General features: G+C 55.9%; 15 protein-coding genes and 3 pseudogenes. 6 read left to right on the top strand and 12 right to left on the bottom strand.

From position 1 onward, the window contains the following. Positions 1-7: 7 nt before the first annotated feature. Positions 8-328 carry an antibiotic biosynthesis monooxygenase gene (locus PSH59_RS19875; RefSeq protein WP_248080181.1) on the bottom strand — a complete coding sequence of 107 codons (321 nt, stop codon included), beginning with the start codon at positions 326-328 and terminating at the stop codon, positions 8-10. Then, positions 325-1026, bottom strand: a pseudogene (locus PSH59_RS19870) (CTP synthase). The gene PSH59_RS19875 and the pseudogene PSH59_RS19870 overlap by 4 nt, the downstream one beginning before the upstream one ends. Positions 1027-1106: 80 nt before the next feature. On the opposite strand from PSH59_RS19870, the gene PSH59_RS19865 reads away from it, so the two are divergent. After that, positions 1107-1991, top strand: coding sequence for a LysR family transcriptional regulator (locus PSH59_RS19865; RefSeq protein ID WP_248080185.1), 885 nt, complete (start codon positions 1107-1109; stop codon positions 1989-1991). Positions 1992-2022: 31 nt separating this feature from the next. Here PSH59_RS19865 and PSH59_RS19860 read toward each other — a convergent pair whose 3' ends face one another. The 5 genes and pseudogenes from PSH59_RS19860 to PSH59_RS19845 all read right to left on the bottom strand — a co-directional run bounded on the left by PSH59_RS19860 (position 2023) and on the right by PSH59_RS19845 (position 6079). Further along, positions 2023-2541: a DUF1003 domain-containing protein gene (locus PSH59_RS19860; protein ID WP_017529101.1), complete on the bottom strand. Its 519-nt coding sequence runs from the start codon at positions 2539-2541 to the stop codon at positions 2023-2025. Positions 2542-2624: 83 nt separating this feature from the next. Next, positions 2625-3059, bottom strand: a pseudogene (locus PSH59_RS26425) (methyl-accepting chemotaxis protein); the annotation flags it as partial. 165 nt (positions 3060-3224) lie between these two features. Beyond that, a pseudogene (locus tag PSH59_RS26420) lies at positions 3225-3854 on the bottom strand (PAS domain-containing protein); the annotation flags it as partial. A gap of 348 nt (positions 3855-4202) precedes the next feature. Further along, complete coding sequence (locus PSH59_RS19850; RefSeq protein ID WP_305393507.1) at positions 4203-5261, bottom strand: diguanylate cyclase; 1059 nt, start codon at positions 5259-5261, stop codon at positions 4203-4205. 191 nt (positions 5262-5452) lie between these two features. Beyond that, entirely contained in the window at positions 5453-6079 is a 627-nt protein-coding gene (locus PSH59_RS19845; protein ID WP_248080191.1) for a TetR/AcrR family transcriptional regulator, read from the bottom strand. A 123-nt stretch (positions 6080-6202) separates the two neighbouring features. On the opposite strand from PSH59_RS19845, the gene PSH59_RS19840 reads away from it, so the two are divergent. Both PSH59_RS19840 and PSH59_RS19835 read left to right on the top strand, forming a co-directional pair. Then, on the top strand, positions 6203-7255 hold the full coding sequence (locus PSH59_RS19840) for an MBL fold metallo-hydrolase (RefSeq protein ID WP_305393506.1): 1053 nt from the start codon (positions 6203-6205) through the stop codon (positions 7253-7255). 380 nt (positions 7256-7635) lie between these two features. Then, positions 7636-8091 (top strand): hypothetical protein, encoded by a 456-nt coding sequence (locus tag PSH59_RS19835; RefSeq protein ID WP_305393505.1) that lies wholly within the window; start codon positions 7636-7638, stop codon positions 8089-8091. Between the two features lie 89 nt (positions 8092-8180). On the opposite strand, the gene PSH59_RS19830 is transcribed toward PSH59_RS19835, so the two are convergent. The 5 genes from PSH59_RS19830 to PSH59_RS19810 all read right to left on the bottom strand — a co-directional run bounded on the left by PSH59_RS19830 (position 8181) and on the right by PSH59_RS19810 (position 11846). Beyond that, a complete protein-coding gene (locus PSH59_RS19830) occupies positions 8181-8561 on the bottom strand; it encodes a helix-turn-helix transcriptional regulator (RefSeq protein ID WP_248080195.1) in 381 nt (126 codons plus the stop codon). Positions 8562-8667: 106 nt separating this feature from the next. Next, positions 8668-9618: a hypothetical protein gene (locus PSH59_RS19825; RefSeq protein ID WP_305393504.1), complete on the bottom strand. Its 951-nt coding sequence runs from the start codon at positions 9616-9618 to the stop codon at positions 8668-8670. A 165-nt stretch (positions 9619-9783) separates the two neighbouring features. Further along, a complete protein-coding gene (locus PSH59_RS19820) occupies positions 9784-10431 on the bottom strand; it encodes an HAD-IB family hydrolase (protein ID WP_053140030.1) in 648 nt (215 codons plus the stop codon). A 71-nt stretch (positions 10432-10502) separates the two neighbouring features. Further along, positions 10503-11216 (bottom strand): HNH endonuclease signature motif containing protein, encoded by a 714-nt coding sequence (locus PSH59_RS19815; protein ID WP_305393503.1) that lies wholly within the window; start codon positions 11214-11216, stop codon positions 10503-10505. Positions 11217-11315: 99 nt separating this feature from the next. Then, a complete protein-coding gene (locus tag PSH59_RS19810) occupies positions 11316-11846 on the bottom strand; it encodes a Bro-N domain-containing protein (RefSeq protein WP_305393502.1) in 531 nt (176 codons plus the stop codon). 184 nt (positions 11847-12030) lie between these two features. Here PSH59_RS19810 and PSH59_RS19805 point away from each other — a divergent pair, with 184 nt between their 5' ends. The 3 genes from PSH59_RS19805 (at position 12031) to PSH59_RS19795 (ending at position 16254) form a co-directional block, all read left to right on the top strand. After that, complete coding sequence (locus PSH59_RS19805) at positions 12031-13011, top strand: IS5 family transposase (protein ID WP_305393501.1); 981 nt, start codon at positions 12031-12033, stop codon at positions 13009-13011. 577 nt (positions 13012-13588) lie between these two features. After that, positions 13589-14632, top strand: coding sequence for a DNA cytosine methyltransferase (locus PSH59_RS19800; protein WP_305393500.1), 1044 nt, complete (start codon positions 13589-13591; stop codon positions 14630-14632). Between the two features lie 14 nt (positions 14633-14646). Beyond that, positions 14647-16254 (top strand): TIGR02391 family protein, encoded by a 1608-nt coding sequence (locus tag PSH59_RS19795; protein WP_305393499.1) that lies wholly within the window; start codon positions 14647-14649, stop codon positions 16252-16254. Positions 16255-16264 lie beyond the last annotated feature (10 nt).

The following is a 16264-nucleotide window of genomic DNA, read 5'->3' as shown; positions in this document are numbered from 1 at the left end:
ATTGCGCTCAGTGGGCAAAGCCATAAGCCCTCTGCACCTTGCACACCCGTGTGTGAAACGCCGAGTACCAGGTAGCGCGGCCTTGCTCGCGCACCGCCTGGTGCTCGGCCTGTTGCTTCCAGGCCAGGATCGCCGCTTCGCTGCTCCAGTACGACACGGTAATCCCCAACCCATCCTCCCGTGCCGATTCCACCCCGAGAAACCCAGGCTGCTCGCGTGCCAGCGCCAGCATACGCGTGGCGGCTTCGGCGTAACCCTGATCACCTTCGGTGCGCAGTGAGCTGAAAATCACCGCGTAATAAGGCGGGGCCGGCGTTGTGGCGATCATACCGCTTGCCCCTGGCAGGCCTTGAGCCAGGCGATCGCCAGGGGGGGGGTGATGCCCTTGAGCGCCGCACGCTCGGGTTGGAACAAGGTGGCGACAAAGAACGGATGATCCAACCACTCAATCGCCCGCAGGTCACCTGCCGCATCGTAGCCGCTGGGTATCACATCGCCCTCGAGCAACGCGTCGGCAAACGCGGGGTTCATGCCATAACGGCAGCGATAGCCTTCCTCAATAGTGAGCGTGCCGTAGGCCTCGGCGATGCGCGTGTAAGGCACCAGACGCACCGTGTCGCTCGCTTCCACCAGCGCGCAGCTCAGGGGGGTGATCACCGCGCGTTCAGCGTCGGGTGCCAGCTCGCCATGTTCGGCATCGGCCCAGCCCAGCACGTTGCGGGCATATTAGAGCACCGCATGTTGAAAACCGCCGCAGGTGCCGAGGAACGGTCGCTTGTGTTCGCGGGCAAACCGGATCGCGCGCAGTGCGCCGTCGGGATCGCGGTAGGGGCTGGCGGGCACGCACCAGAAACCGTCGAACTCATGCAGGGACGGGGGCAGTGTATCGGTGTCGAGCCAGTGCACCTGAATGCTCAGGTCCAGGTTGTCGGCGGCCAGCGTTAAGGCGACCGGTATGGCCTGGTGGGCGGTGACGTCAGGGTTGTAATCGCCGATCAGGGCGAGCTGCAGGGGGCGGGTGTTCATCGTATGCGGTCCATGGCTTGTGGGGGGCTGGGTAGCACTATAGATTGGCGTTCACGCAATCAATATTGGCGTTTGCCCATATGCTCAATGCAACCACGCACTATTCACTGGAGTATGCCGACTTGGCGCTGATCCTCGCCCTGGTGCGCGGCGCCAGTCTGGCGCGGGCCGCGGCGTTGCTGCGGGTGGATGTGTCCACAGTGTTCCGCGCGGTGCGGCGTCTGGAAGCGGCGCTGGGCCAGACGCTGTTTGAAAAAAGCCGCGCCGGTTACCTGCCCACCAGCCTGGCCAGAGACCTGGCGCAACAGGCCGAGCGTGCCGAACAGGCCCTGGAAGCGGCGCGCATTGGCGTGGAGCAGGGGGGTGAAGTGATCAGCGGCACGGTGCGCCTGACCTGCACCGACTCGGTGTTGCAAGGCCTGCTGCTGCCGGCGCTGGCGCACTTTATGCCACAGTACCCGGCGCTCACGCTGGAGCTGAGTACCTCCAATGATTTCGCTAACCTCAGCCGTCGCGATGCGGATATCGCCCTGCGCTTGACCAAGACGCCACCGGAGCATCTTGTAGGACGCTGCCTCGGCACTGTGTCATACGTCGTGTGTGCCAATGCCGACTATGCCCGGCGCCATGCCGATCGCGAGCTGGCTGAGTTGGCCTGGATCGCCCCGGATGATTTCCTGCCCGACCACCCCACCGTCGCCTGGCGCCGCGAACACCTGCCGGGCGTGCGCCCTGGCTATCGTTGCAACAGCATGTTGTCGGTGACCGAACTGGTGCGGGCCGGGCTCGGCGTGGCGGCGTTGCCCGACTTTTTGTTGGATGACGCCCTGCAACCGCTGGGGCCGGCATTGGCAGGGCACGACACGGCGCTGTGGTTGCTCACGCGTCCCGACTGCCGGGCGTTACGCTCGGTGGTGACATTGTTTGATGAACTGGGACGGCATGTGCGCCTGTTGAATAAATGAACGTTTAGGGCGCACTCCACCGACCTGGGCTTCAGGTTTTTCTCACAAAATGCTCATGCATTTCACACGTCAGGGTTTCGATGTGTTCCGTCAGTTGTTTGGTCATCTCTGTGAGCCGGGTGTTTTGTTCGAGCAGTTCCAGCAGCTGTCTGGTGGTCTGCGCGGCCTGGGCCTGGCGTTCGGTATTGGCGATGGCCAGGGCCTCGCGGTGTTGCGCGTCGGCGTCTGACTGGGCCTTGTCCCGTGCCGCTTGCCGGGTCTGGGCCAGCAGGATCAACGGTGCGGCATAGGCCGATTGCAGGCTGAAGGCCAGGTTGAGCAGGATGAACGGGTACACGTCGAAGTGGGTGATGCCGGTGGCGTTCAGTGCCACCCACAGCACCACGATGGCGGTTTGCGCGCCGAGGAAGGTCGGCGTGCCGAAGAAGCGGGCGAACGCTTCGGCCTTGAGCGCAAAGGTGTCGTTGCCGAAGGTGGGCGCCAAATGGGCATGGGCGCGGTGGAAGCGCAGGTGGTCAACGGGCGCTGTGTCGGGCTTTTCTGAGTGCATGGCGGGCTCGGGTCATCATCGTTAAGACAGGATTGACTATAACCCTGGCGACCTGTCTTACCCATGAATAACCCGTAACCTGCTTAGCGCCCGGCGCGCTCACTGGCAAACGCACTCACCGCCTGTACCGCCTCGCTGGTGCCCTCGCGAATCTGCAGAATCACACTGCCGACCCGATTGGCCAGATCCACCCCTTGGGCGGCGCGGTCGCGGGTGCCGTCCATGCTCTCGATGGCCAAGCGGGTTTCGTTCTGGATCATCGCGATCATGCTGGAAATTTCCGCCGTTGAGCCGCTGGTGCGTGCCGCCAATTGCCGGACTTCGTCGGCCACCACGGCAAATCCGCGTCCTTGCTCACCGGCGCGTGCGGCCTCGATTGCTGCGTTGAGCGCCAACAGATTGGTCTGGTCGGCAATGCCGCGAATGGTGTTGACGATGGTGGTGATCTGCTGTGATCGCTCACCCAATTTGGCGATAAGTTGCGATGAACCGTCGATGTCGGCGGCAATTTCGCGCATGCCGTTGGCACTCTGCTGGATCACCTCGGCGCCTTTTTCGGCGATGTCCCGGGTACTCAGGGAAATGTGGTACGCCTGCGCCGCGCTGGCAGCATCGGCCGCGTGCTGTTGCACGCTTGCGGTCACGTCAGAGGCGAATTTGACCACTTTGCACAGCTGGCCGCTGGCGTCGTACACCGGGTTGTAGTTGGCTTCGAGCCAGACCGTATGACCGTTTTTATCCACGCGTTCGAACTGGCCGCTGAACAGCTCGCCCTGGTTCAGGCGCTGCCAGAACTCCTTATAGGCCGTGCTGTCGACCTGTTCCGGCGGGCAGAACAAACGGTGATGCTTGCCTTGGATCTGCGCAAGGGTGTAGCCCATGCGCTGCAGGAAATTGGCATTGGCGGTGATGATGGTGCCGTCGAGGTTGAACTCGATTACCGCCATCGCCCGGCCAATCGCTTGAAGTTTGGCGTTGGCTTCGCTTTCGGCTTGCAGGCGCGGGGTGACATCCATGGCGTACTTCACCACCTTGACCACCTGGCCCGTAAAGTCACGTACCGGGTTGTAGCTGGCTTCCAGCCACACTGACTGACCCTGGTGGCCCACGCGTTCGAACGTCCCTGATTGAAATTGGCCGTTGCGCAGGTTCGACCACAGTTGGTTGTACTCGGCACTGCGGGCGAATGCAGGCGTACAGAACATACGGTGGGGCTGGCCAAGGACTTGCTCGGCGCGGTAACCCAGGGTGTTCAGGAAGTTGTCATTGGCGCGCAGCACATGGCCTTGCAGATCAAATTCGATCACAGCCATGGAGCGCTCGATGGCGTCCAGCAGGCCTGTCTGTTGGGCAAGGGTGTGTTGCAGCGTGCTGATGGTTTTTTTATGCGCGTTGAATAGCATGTTCGCGGGCTCGGACAAGCAAGCGTATGAGGTATCCCTGGTTATTCGCTTACCCCGTAGGCGCTGGGCCTCACGGTTGGCATGCTCATTGTCAGACTTCCTGGTGCTGACAGAGGGGGAACAACGGGTTCAGAGTGATCAGCCTGACAAGAAGTTCGCTCCGGGAGGAGGACCTTTTTTGGGTAGGCGACCAGTGGCGGCATTTTGCTATTGCCGAGGGCAGGGCGGACGGTTCAGGCGATGTGCATCAGGGCAAATTCATGCGAACTGGGCAACCCGCGTGTCATTGACGTTGACCCGGTTTCGACCCGTATGTTTGGCGGCATACAGGGCCCGATCCGCCGCATTGAGCCACATGGCCGCGTCGGTGAAGGCGGGCTGGAAATCCGCCAGGCCGATGCTCAGGCTCACACGCAGCTCCGGGATATGGGGCGCGCGGTAATTGCTGAAGGTTTCACGCAGGCCTTCCATGATGCGCGCGGCTTCTTCCAGGCGCATTTGCGGAAGAATCACACAAAACTCGTCACCGCCGTAACGGCCGGCCAGATCGTTTTGCCGCAGGTTGCGTCGCAGCTCCAGGCTCAGTTGGCGTAGCACGGCGTCACCGACAATATGGCCGTGGGTGTCGTTGATCTGTTTGAAGTGATCAATATCGATCAGCGCAATGGTGGCACTGCTTCGCTGCTGCTGGCACTCATGGTACTTGAGCTGCAGCAGGTCCTTCCAAGAGCCGTGGTTGAGCAGGCCGGTCAGGCTGTCGATACGACTCAAGGCGCTGAGGGCGCGCTTGTGTTCCGACAGTTTGATCGCCAATTGATAGCAGACCATGCCGATGGCCATCGGGTAGAGGGTGAGCATTGGCAGGCACGCGTAAACCTGCGCCATGTTGACGCTGGGGTTCAAGTGCACACCAAACAGCAACCCCGCGACCCCGACGCCGAGCAGTTGGGCCAGTGCACCGCGTAACAGCAGGTGCTTGCCGCCAGCGGCGACGTTGTTCATCGACACCATCGACAGCAGGGTCACCGTGATGAGCGGCGTAAACTGCAAGGTCGCAGCCCAGAACCCGCTGAATAACGCGTCATACATCAGGTTGCGCTGTTCGGCGTCGTAGGGGACTTTGGCGCGGGTTGCCAGTTGATACGCCAAGTGGGGCCAGACAAAACCATTGACCAGCAGCAAGGCCCAGACCCAGTCCGGCATCGCCAACGGATACAGGGCCGCAGTCACACCGATGCTGCACATGGCGGAGCCGATGATTCTTGGCCTGTAGATACGCATGGCAAACGAAAGCCCTTTGCCTTGTCTGTTTTCCATAAATGTCCGGTTCAACTGCTTTTTACCTGTACGGCGGTACGCGCGCGTTGGATTAGCCGTTGATCGGATAATCCCGGTGAATATTGTCAGTGATCGGCGGGGTATTAATCAGTGTCCTTAGAGGCCATTTGCGCAAATGACAGGGCGAAAGCGTCAAAAGCGACCTGAAATGTCGCGCACGCAACAGGGTGTTACTGGGGCTGAGGGCGCGAGACTTCGTAACCGGCCAGGAACAGGTCGATGGCGGACTCGATCACACTGGCCTGGTTGGCCGCATCGAGGGTTGGTTGACCCAGCGTGATCTGTGGCCAGAACGCAAACGCCTTGAGCAGGCTCTGGATCTGGTGCGCGGCAAATGCCGGGTCGGTGCAGGACAGGCGGCCGTCTTCCTGGGCCGCGCGTACCCATTGGGTGAAGCCTTCTTCGCGTTGGCTCAGGCGGGTGACCATGTCTTGGGCACGTTCCGGCGAATGGATGGTGGCGGCGATAGCCACGCGGGCCAGGTCCAGAAAGTTAGCGTCCGACATCATCTTCATCTTGGCCTGCAATAGCCCACGTAACTGCTCGCGCAGGGGGCGGTCGCTGGCGTAGTTAACGTCCAGTTGCGCGACGCTGCTGGCCCAGAGCTGATGAAGAATTTCGGCAAACAATTCTTCCTTGCTGGGGAAGTGGTTGTACACCGTACGCTTGGACACCCCGGCAGTGGCGGCGATTTTGTCCATGCTGGTGACCTCGAAACCGTTATCGCGAAACTCAGCGATGGCCGCAGCCACGATGGCTTGACGTTTGCGGTCGGTGAGGCGTTGAGGGGCAGTCATGGGTGGCGTTCGGCTCTTGAAGGAAAATTACACTCGGTAGTTTACTTGCTCCGGATTTTGTTGCAATCTTGAAACTACACTGTGCAGTGTAGTTTGTCTGCGGATCGTAGGAGTCACTTTGCAATGGCCATCGTCTCATCCCGTGTCGACGCGTCATCTACTGCCGAGCAGGGCAAGTCGCCCTTCAGTAATGAGGCCCCTGTGCAGCACGGCGGCTTTGGCAAAACCTTGCGTATTTTCTGGAACATGCTGTTCAACAAACCGCGCAGCACACGGCCGGTAGGGACGATCCCGGTGCAACCGCTGACGCGCGAACAGCTGCTGGCAGCGCCGGATCACAGCGTGTTTCGCCTTGGGCATTCCACCGTACTGCTGAAAATGCGCGGCAAATTCTGGGTGACCGACCCCGTGTTTGCCGAGCGCGCTTCGCCGTTCAGTTGGGCTGGGCCTAAACGCTTTCATCAGCCGCCGATCAGTCTTGAGGCGCTGCCGCCCCTGGAGGCGGTGATTCTTTCCCACAACCATTACGATCATCTTGATCGCAAGGCTGTCGTCCAGTTGGCCGCCAAGACCCGTTATTTTCTTGCCCCGTTGGGCGTGGGCGACATCCTGGTCAAGTGGGGCGTGGAGGCCAGCAAGGTGCGTCAACTGGATTGGTGGCAGGGCACCGAGGTGGACGGCATCCGTTTTGTCGCGACGCCTGCGCAGCACTTTTCCGGGCGTGGGCTGTTTGATGCCAACCAGACGCTGTGGTGTTCCTGGGTGATGGTTGACGGTGCGCGGCGGATTTTTTTCAGTGGTGATACCGGTTATTTCGATGGCTTCAAACGCATCGGCGAACAGTACGGCCCGTTCGACCTGACGCTGATGGAAACCGGCGCCTACAACGTCGACTGGCCCCATGTGCACATGCAGCCGGAGCAAACCTTACAGGCGCATATCGACCTTAAAGGGCGTTGGCTGCTGCCGATTCACAATGGCACTTTCGACCTGGCGTTCCATGCCTGGCACGAACCGTTTGACCGCATCATGGCGCTGGCGTGGGAACGCAATGTGTCGATTACCACACCGTCGATGGGCCAGGCGTTCAGCCTTAGCCAGCCTGAGCGCGGGCATGCCTGGTGGCTGGAGGTGGAAACCCAGGGTGAGGGCGCACAGGAGCAACTCGTGAGTTGAAGGCCGAGGTGTCGGAAAAAGGAGTTTTCAAGCTGTTTCAGGGCTGCGACAGGCGTCAGTGAAGGGTGCGATGATCCCCGGAAAATTACTGTTCAGGGGCGGTCCTGATGGCCGGAAAATGCACTACACATTGGACATTGGGGTTGGTATGCCCGGCGGAATGGGGGCCAGCACGCGATCCAGCCTGCTCATCGCTCGTCACCTCGCGCTCTGCAAGCCCGTCCAGCATTGATTTTGGGAACGCGCCCCATCCTCGACTTCTACTCGAGAAAGGTACGCCCATACCCGGCTATGACGCACCGGCGCTCTCGCTGAAGCCTGTGCGTGACCCTGCGTTGTCGCTCATTGCTTCAGGCGGGATCGAGCCTCGGGGGCCGGTGATGGTGGAGGTACCCCTGGTACAGAACAACAGCACCCTGACTGCCGCCAAGGTATTGGCTGGCAAGCGTGTGGGCTTTGCCGACCGATATGATCTCGGCTCCATTGAGCACCGTGCGTGCTTTATTCGTGCGCTAAACGTCCTGCGGCAAGCCGGGGCACATCTGGTGCCGGTCTTTGCGCGCTCGCTTGATGAAACCCTGCAGTTCAACCTGCACGCCCGTAATGAAATCGATGACTTGCTCAATGAGCATCAACTGGATGCCCTGGTATCGGACAGCCGGAGTGCGGCGTTCCATTCGGCTTGCTGGCACGGTTACCCAAGGCTGGGTGAGCCATTGGGGGATGGCACGACGCTATGGTTCTACGGCGCGCGGTGGTCCAAGGACGCGCTTGCGGCGCTCGTGCAGGGATACAGAGTTACCTGTCGCCTGACGCACGCGGGGCACGGCCTCTAACATCCGCATCCTGAGTACCGCAGGCGCCGGCGCCACCATCGAGGTGCCAGCCCTGGCTGAACCGCTGGTTGAGGGCGCGGACCCGGACGCTACGCACCATTGGGTAGCGAGCCTGATGACTCAATGGAGAGCGCTGTCGAGCCCATCAGCCGAGAGATAACCCCCTGTGTAACGGGCTCGCTGGCGGTGCTGCTGAATCGGCGAGCGCTCATGCCCCACCCCGGCGCGAACCCTGGGAAAAACACCAGACCTTCCGCTTCCAACCGAAATGCCAGGCTCAAACGGGTTTGATCATCGACATCGCCCTGGCCTTCAAACTGCCGTACCAACGTGACAGCCACGCCGGCCTGACGCGCCAGGTCTTCCTGGCTCCAACCCAGCATGACCCGGGCCTGTACGCTGTGTTTGGCGGTGAATTGGTGCAGGACGATCTGCTGTTCTACGAAAGAGCTCATTGCCAGAGAGGACATGGGGTTTCTCCAGGGTTCGACGGGGAGGACAAACTATACTGTGTTTTTGTACAGTTGTTTTGACCGCTCATCAACTGGATTTTTTTGAGGGCTTTTCAGCCACCCGTCACTCCACCCCCGGCGCCTCTCGAATAATCAGATGATCCAGGTTCTCGATATTCGCGCTGAACACCCCGAACGTCTGCTCGGGATGCTTCTTGCTGGGTACCTGTTTCAGTTCAGGCGTCACACCGTAGAAGAAGCAATACAACGCGCGTTCGCTGTCCACCGCGGCCTTGATCTGCTCCAGGAACGCCGTGCGCTTGCGGTAGTTCTCAATGAGTTTTTTGCTCAGGTAGACGTTGACCGAGTAGGGCTTCTTGTCGAGCCATACCTTCTTTTCGAAGTCGATGCGAAAGCTGCTGGTGTAGTCCTTGATCGCCTTGATTCTGCCCCAGTAGATCAGGCCCTTGTTGTCTTGCAGGTATTCGATTTTCTTGAAAAACGCCCAATAGGTTGCCGTGTGCTCGCCGATCTTCAGCGGCATGCGCTTGAGCCTGTCCTTGTCGTCGATATTGGAGACGTAGCATTCCACCGGGTGAGCAAACACGCTGGTTTTATCCGGGGGGCTATCGCTGAAGGCCACCGAGGCACTGGGGCTGCCTGACAGAATTTTCGCTGGACCTTGTGGGCTAATAACGGCGTCCACCCCGGCAATCGACGTTTTGCGCTCGTAGGTACGGCGTACCAACACAAATTCCGACGGGAAGTGGTCCTCGCGCTCGTCGTCGTGTTCGCCGGCAGCGGCTTTGTGCGTGGTGGCGTAGCGACAACCCTCGATGTGCAGGGTACTGGTCTTGTTCTTGAAGTGCGGTGTACGCACATAGTTGACGTTTTTCGCGTTGAAGGTGCTCAACGCATTGCGCGCATCGAACGCCGCGCGGCAGGCATCGTCAGGGCACAGGAAACTGTCCTGTTCCGAATCGTAAGCGGCGGTTTCGTCGAAATTCAGGTCTCGCACGTCGTAGATCGACAGCTTGTCATCGAGACTCAGGCTGTAGGCCGTGTCGAATTTCATGGGGCTCGGGTCCGTGAGTGGAATAGCGCGATACTACGCAAATATCAGCGGCTACGGCGCCGAATCTGGCCAAGCCTGCGCTCACATCAATCCGTGGGAGCTCTCAAGCCCCAGCGAGGCAGCCAAGGGGGCGACCCGGTCTGACGGCCAACCCCATCACCGGCATCAGCGCTGCAACCGAGCGCGCTTTTTCTTCTTGGCATGAAAATGCCGAAAATGCGCATCCTGCGCCGCCGCCAGCAACTCCCGATCGCCACGCGTATCGCCCCAGGCCCGCAGCCGATACTCCCCGAGGTCGCCATACACCGCCTCAAGCCGCAGCACCTTGTTCTCACAGCGGCAATTATTGCCGGTGAGCTTGCCGGTCAGCACCCCGTCGACCACCTCAAGCTCAGTCCCGATCAACTTGATCCCCAGCCGATCGGCAAACGGCTGCAACACCAACGCCGGCGACGCCGAACACAGCGTCACCACCGCCCCCGAGCCCAACTCCTGCTCCACCGACAACACCCCCGCCGGACGCATCAACCGCGCCCAGTTGCGCTGGCAATACTCCTCGGCCTTCTGCTGCACCCACGCCTTCTCCACCCCGGTCATAAAGGTGCGGATCAACTGCGCCTTCAACTCATCCCGGCTGATCTGCCGCACCAAAAAGCGCAGCCCCGGCACCGCGAGCTTGACCATCCGGCCATAGAACTCACCGGTGCCAAAGGCAAACTTGAGGAAGGGCACGAAACTGTCGTGGTGGGTGAGGGTGCCGTCGAAGTCAAAGACGGAGAGTACTTTGGCGTCTACGGGGCCGGCTTCGAGCATGTCTTGGGTCACGGGTTGGCCTCGGTCCTATCTAATAGTTTTGAACGTGCATCAGGTGTGACAGTAGGAATCTACTCCCGTGCCAATCTTCCGATTTTGGCGTAAAGCCCTTCGGTGAAAGCCTCCCGATCACTCGACCGGTGACAACGCTGATGGCAATTGGGGCACAAGGCTACAGCATTGGTGATGCGATCCGAACCCTTCTGGGCCAGGTGCTTGACGTGATGTACTTCAAGAAATGGCCGGCCGTCCTCTCCCACGAACGGCGCAGGTTTATCACAACCTTCGCAAATCCCGCCCGCTAGCTGCTGAACCTGCTTTCGCACATGAAGTGCGCGGGCGAAGGAAATACTGATGGTAAATAGTTGCCGAGGATTAAGAATGCCGTTTGGCTCGATTTGAATAGCAGGCTTCGGAGCAGCGGGGCGCTCTGCAGGGCTTGGCTTAACTACTGTAGAGGTAGCGATTTGTGCGGGGAGGTCGAGTTTCGCAGCCAACACCTTGCGAATCCGCTCACTCACCCCTGCACCGATATTTTTTGCAGGCATATACCCGGTGATGCGCTGCAAGCCCAGTTGTTCAAACACCGCTGAAATATTCTGCATGCGATATTCAATGGACGAGACGCTACGCTGGTGTAGCGGTCCCTCGCGGAGCAGTCGGTTTTCGTCTGACTTCTTAAAGGTTTGTCCGCTTTTTTCAAGCGTCCACATTTTCAGATAGGCCTCTACCGATGCTTCAAGCTCGTTGTCGCTCCAGCCAGTAGTCGCTTTTTTCGTATCCATACAGCCGCCGAGGGTAGAAAACCCTCGGACGATACTGAGTAGCCATTAGTGCGTCTACGAAATTTCCTACGCGACGGTAGGATTTTGCGGTCGTCTACGTCAGCAAACTCGCTGCTTCGTTCGGAAAGATTGAATGAGCTTTCGCCACCACGAAATCCTTGCTGACTCTTTCCGATAAGTACGATTCTCCAATAAATACGGCATGTCCCGAAGACGTATCCAGCCTTCATCCTGCCAATGCAGCAGGTTTAGCGACATTTCTGGCCAATTCAACATGCTCAACAATGGTCGCTCCACCGTCCGGGGTTGGCGCTCGTCCCTCAACGTCGGCACGACTTCGTGCGTGAGCCAACTGCGGAGTAGGCGATTGCCCGGCGTGTAGTGATAGACCAGTAACGCGTAGGCACCGGACTCGCTGATCATCAGCATTTCTTCGGGTTGGCCGTGGAATAGTAGTTTTAGGGTTCTTCGTTGGTCATCATCGAGTTTGCGGGTTGTTCGCTCGTCCAGGTACCAACCCATTAAACGCCCAAAGTCGCGAGCGCAGAACCAGGGTTGGTTTTCCAGGAGGAGGGTGTGCAAAGGGAGGTTTTGACGGGTGAAGACCGTAGGCACGGAGGGATCATGCATGACACACCTCCGAGGCTGAAGGTGCTTGAATGGCTGTTTTTACGCAGTAGAGAACCTTCGCGAGGAAGGTGAAAATTTTAGGCATTTTCCATTACCTCTGTGTGATGTCAGCTTTCTTAGGGAAATCCTGAAAAAGACTTCCTGATTTGGCAAAATCTCCGGACACCAATCGCCGAGCTTTTCAATGAAGCAAATGACCTTCGCCGATGCCGAGTACGCCGGTAAGCGCAAGCAGACCCGCAAGGAATTGTTCCTGATCGAGATGGATCGTGTCGTACCCTGGAAGGGTTTGATTGCCCTGATCGAACCTCATTACCCGACGGGCGAAGGGGGGCGTCCGGCCTATCCTTTGATGGCGATGCTGCGGGTTCATCTCATGCAGAACTGGTTCGGTTACAGCGATCCTGCGATGGAAGAAGCGCTGTACGAGACGACGATCTTGCGCCAGTTTTCAGGTCTGAGCCTGGAGCGGATCCCAGATGAAACTACCATCCTCAACTTCCGTCGCCTGCTGGAAAAGCACGAGTTGGCCGCTGGTATTCTCGGCGTGATCAATGGCTATCTGGGCGACCGTGGCTTGTCGCTGCGACAAGGCACCATCGTCGATGCCACGCTGATTCATGCGCCCAGTTCGACCAAGAACAAGGACGGCAAACGCGACCCTGAGATGCATCAAACCAAGAAAGGTAACCAGTATTACTTCGGTGCCAAAGCTCACATTGGTGTCGACGATGAGTCAGGGCTGGTGCACAGCGTGGTGATCACTGCGGCCAACGTCGCGGACATAACCCAAGTCGACAAACTGCTACACGGTGCTGAGAACGTGGTCTGCGCCGATGCAGGCTATACCGGTGTCGAGAAGCGCGAAGAGCATGCGGGACGCCACGTCATCTGGCAGATCGCAGCCCGGCGCAGTACCTACAAAAAACACGGTAAACGCAGCGCGCTGTACAAAGCGATGCGCAAGATCGAGAAAGCCAAGGCCCAGGTTCGCGCCAAGGTTGAGCATCCATTTCGAGTGATCAAGCGTCAGTTTGGTTATACGAAAGTGCGTTTCCGAGGCTTGGTGAAAAACACTTCTCAGATGGTGACGCTGTTCGCCCTGTCGAACCTTTGGATGGCGCGTCGATATTTGCTCTCCAGCGCAGGAGAGGTGCGTCCGTAATGAGGGAAATAGCTGCTGCGAGGAGCGTTCAGCGGAAAAAATGGATGGAATAGGCGGCAGACGTGATCGGTTTTGAACGGCTGCCGTTTTTTGAAAGCGCCTATGGCTCAGCAGTCGAAAAATAGCGGCCTACTTCAGACTATCCTTAGGGCTGGGTGCCGGGAGTTAAGAAACCCCACACAGAGGGCCGGACATATTCCCCTTTCGGGTCTTGTATTAGCCCACTCCCGGCATAACAGAGATTTTCGATGCCCACGGGGCAACCGCAGGCACAAAAAAACCGCTAATGTCGGGTGCGGTCGGTCCGCTGTGTGATGCGTTTCTTAGGCGCACTGGAAGGGTAGGGAGTTACATACAGGGCGTCAAGCAGGTCAGTTGCTTTGTTATGTGTCACTTCGCTTGCTTTTTTTAGATAATTTCATTTACACAACTTTTTTGCTGCTAGACAATGCGCCAGAGTCTTGGATAGTTTAGGTAGGCGTCAAATCTGAGTTTTTAGCTGGGATGCTGATGGGGGAACGTGAGCGAGATTGAGCACTCACGTAATTCAGATGGTATTTTATTGTGTTGAGGCCGTATGCCGTCAAATAAGTTAATTGCCATAGATTTGTTTTGTGGAGCAGGTGGCCTAACCGTCGGTTTGAAAAAGGCAGGTTTTAAGGTTATTGCAGGTGTAGAGTTTAATCCTGTGGCCGCAAGTTCTTATATAATGAATCATAGGCGCGTTAGGCTCTATGAACGTGATATAAAGGGGTTAAGCCCATTAGATGTAATGGCTGATTTAGGGATTGTTCCAGGGGAGCTTGATCTTTTGGCAGGGTGTCCTCCATGTCAGGGGTTTTCCTCTCATCGAACTCGAAATAAAGCCAGTTCCGTTATTGATGAGCGTAATGATCTTGTATTTGAATTCATGAAGTTTGTTAAATGCATGAAGCCAAAAACTATTATGATGGAAAATGTGCCTGGGTTGGCAAAAGATACCAGAATCGATGATGTGAAGGCTATGCTGAAAGATCTTGGATATTATGTTGATGATAATACTGTTCAAGTAAAAGATGCATCATCTTTTGGTGTGCCGCAGCGTCGTAAAAGAATGATTCTTCAAGCGTCCCTTTATGGAGCAATTGGTGAGACCCCTGAGAGTAAAAAAGGCGTTACAGTCTGGGATGCTATCGGAAGTTTAGCTTCTCCAGGGGTGTCAGGGGATTATCTGCATGACTTACCAACTATTCGTACGAAAAAAGTAAATGATTTGATTAGTATGGTTCCTAAAGATGGAGGATCGCGGTCTCAATTACCCATCGAATACTGGTTGCCCTGTCATATCAGAAAACCTGGTGGATACTTGGATGTCTACGGGCGTATGGCTTGGAAAATGGTAGCCCCAACAATTACCGGGGGATGTATCAGTCCTTCTAAAGGGCGATTCATTCATCCTGAGCAAGACCGAGCAATTACCCTGAGAGAAGCGGCGCTTTTACAAACTTTTCCTAGGGGTTACAAGTTTTCTCTTGAAAAAGGCAAAGATTCTGTAGCTTTGATGATAGGTAATGCTCTGCCTCCCGAATTTATTAAACGACATGCGTTACAGTTTAAAAAGCATTTAACCTCATTTATCTAAGGGACGAGATTTATATGGCTGGCCAATACGAGATGAAATTCGATCCTCGGACGATTGAGCACCTTGGGGTTCGAATGTATTCAACTTTGCCTCCTGCCTTGGCCGAGTTGATTTCGAATGCTTATGATGCTGATGCTTCTCGAGTTGAAATAAAATTTCATGAAAGTAATGGTAAGCCTATTTCCATTCAGGTCTTGGATAGCGGTCATGGAATGTCTTCGGATGATATTCAAAACAAATTTTTAGTTATTGGTCGAAACCGTCGGAAAGAAGATGGTGATAAACCAACAACTAAGTTTGAGCGTCTGCCTACAGGCAAAAAAGGTTTGGGCAAATTAGCTTTATTCGGTCTGTCAAAGATCATTACCGTAGATACTGTTAGTGGGGGGCTGAGGAATAGATTTGTTCTTAATTGGGATGAGTTGATGGATGCGGAGGGGAGCTATAATCCACAAGCAGAGTTGGTCAATGTTCCCGTTGATAAGCCAGATGGAACAATAATTAAGCTATCTGAGTTGAAAAGGCAGAGTTCTTTTGATGTGCAAGGATTAGCTGATAGCCTTTCAAAGATTTTTATTGTAGACGACAGTTTTGAGATAGTTTTGACAAATACGGACGGGCTGAGTCTTGTCGTTGATAACGCTCGTCGGTATTCAAATTTTACTAAAGAGTTTGAGTGGGATGTTGAGTTGCTAGTGCCTAAGGGTAGTAAGTTTTCTGGTAAGGTTAAAGGGGTTTTTTACACTGCGGCTACACCAATAAAACCTAATTCTGGACTCAGAGGTGTATCGCTTTTTTCTCGTGGTAAGCTCGTGAATATGCCCGAGTTTTTTTCAAATAGTACGTCTAGTCACTTTTTTCAATATTTAACTGGTTGGATTCAGGCAGACTTTATTGATCTTTTGTCGGAAGATGTTATTTCAACTAATAGGCAGTCTATTAATTGGGATAATAACGAGATGAAAGAGTTTCGTGAGTTTTTGTCAGAAATGATTTCTAAAGTGAATGCTAGTTGGAGAGAGCAGAGAAAGAAAAAAAAGGATACTGATTTTCATCAGGCTACTGGTATAGATACTGAGTTTTGGATGTCCACGATGCCTGACGATGTCAAGGAGCAAACTTCAGATATTTTAAATATGCTCAGTGCAGAAGATGCACTTGAAAAGTTTACCCCGATAATAAAGGCGTTACATAAAATAGTTCCAGAGTATCCTCAGTTGCATTGGCGTTACTTAAATGATAATTTACGTGAGCGCGTTAGGTCTTATTATGAAAATCGTCAGTATGGGCAGGCAGCTGATCAGGCTGTAAAAATTTATTTGGAATATATTCGTACTCTGACTGGGCGGACTGAAGATGCCAATGATCTAGTGGGGCGAGCATTTACCAATAATCCCTGTTTACATGTAAGTGACATTTCGACAGCCACGGGCCGAAATCTCCAAGAGGGGCAACAAGCGATGTCAAGAGGATTGGTAAGTGGATTTAGGAATCCGATGAATCACGCTCCCATTGACTCAGTCGTTCCTGCCATATTCTCAGATGTGGATTGTCTTAATATTTTAAGTCTTACTTCTTATTTGATGGGGAAAGTTGATAAGGCTAAGTTAGTCAAAGACTGACTGGCAATTG

It is taken from the genome of Pseudomonas sp. FP2309 (assembly GCF_030687575.1).
GTDB lineage: Bacteria > Pseudomonadota > Gammaproteobacteria > Pseudomonadales > Pseudomonadaceae > Aquipseudomonas.
The sequence above is the reverse complement of the archived record's forward strand: the minus strand, read 5'-3'. Positions and strand labels throughout refer to the sequence as shown.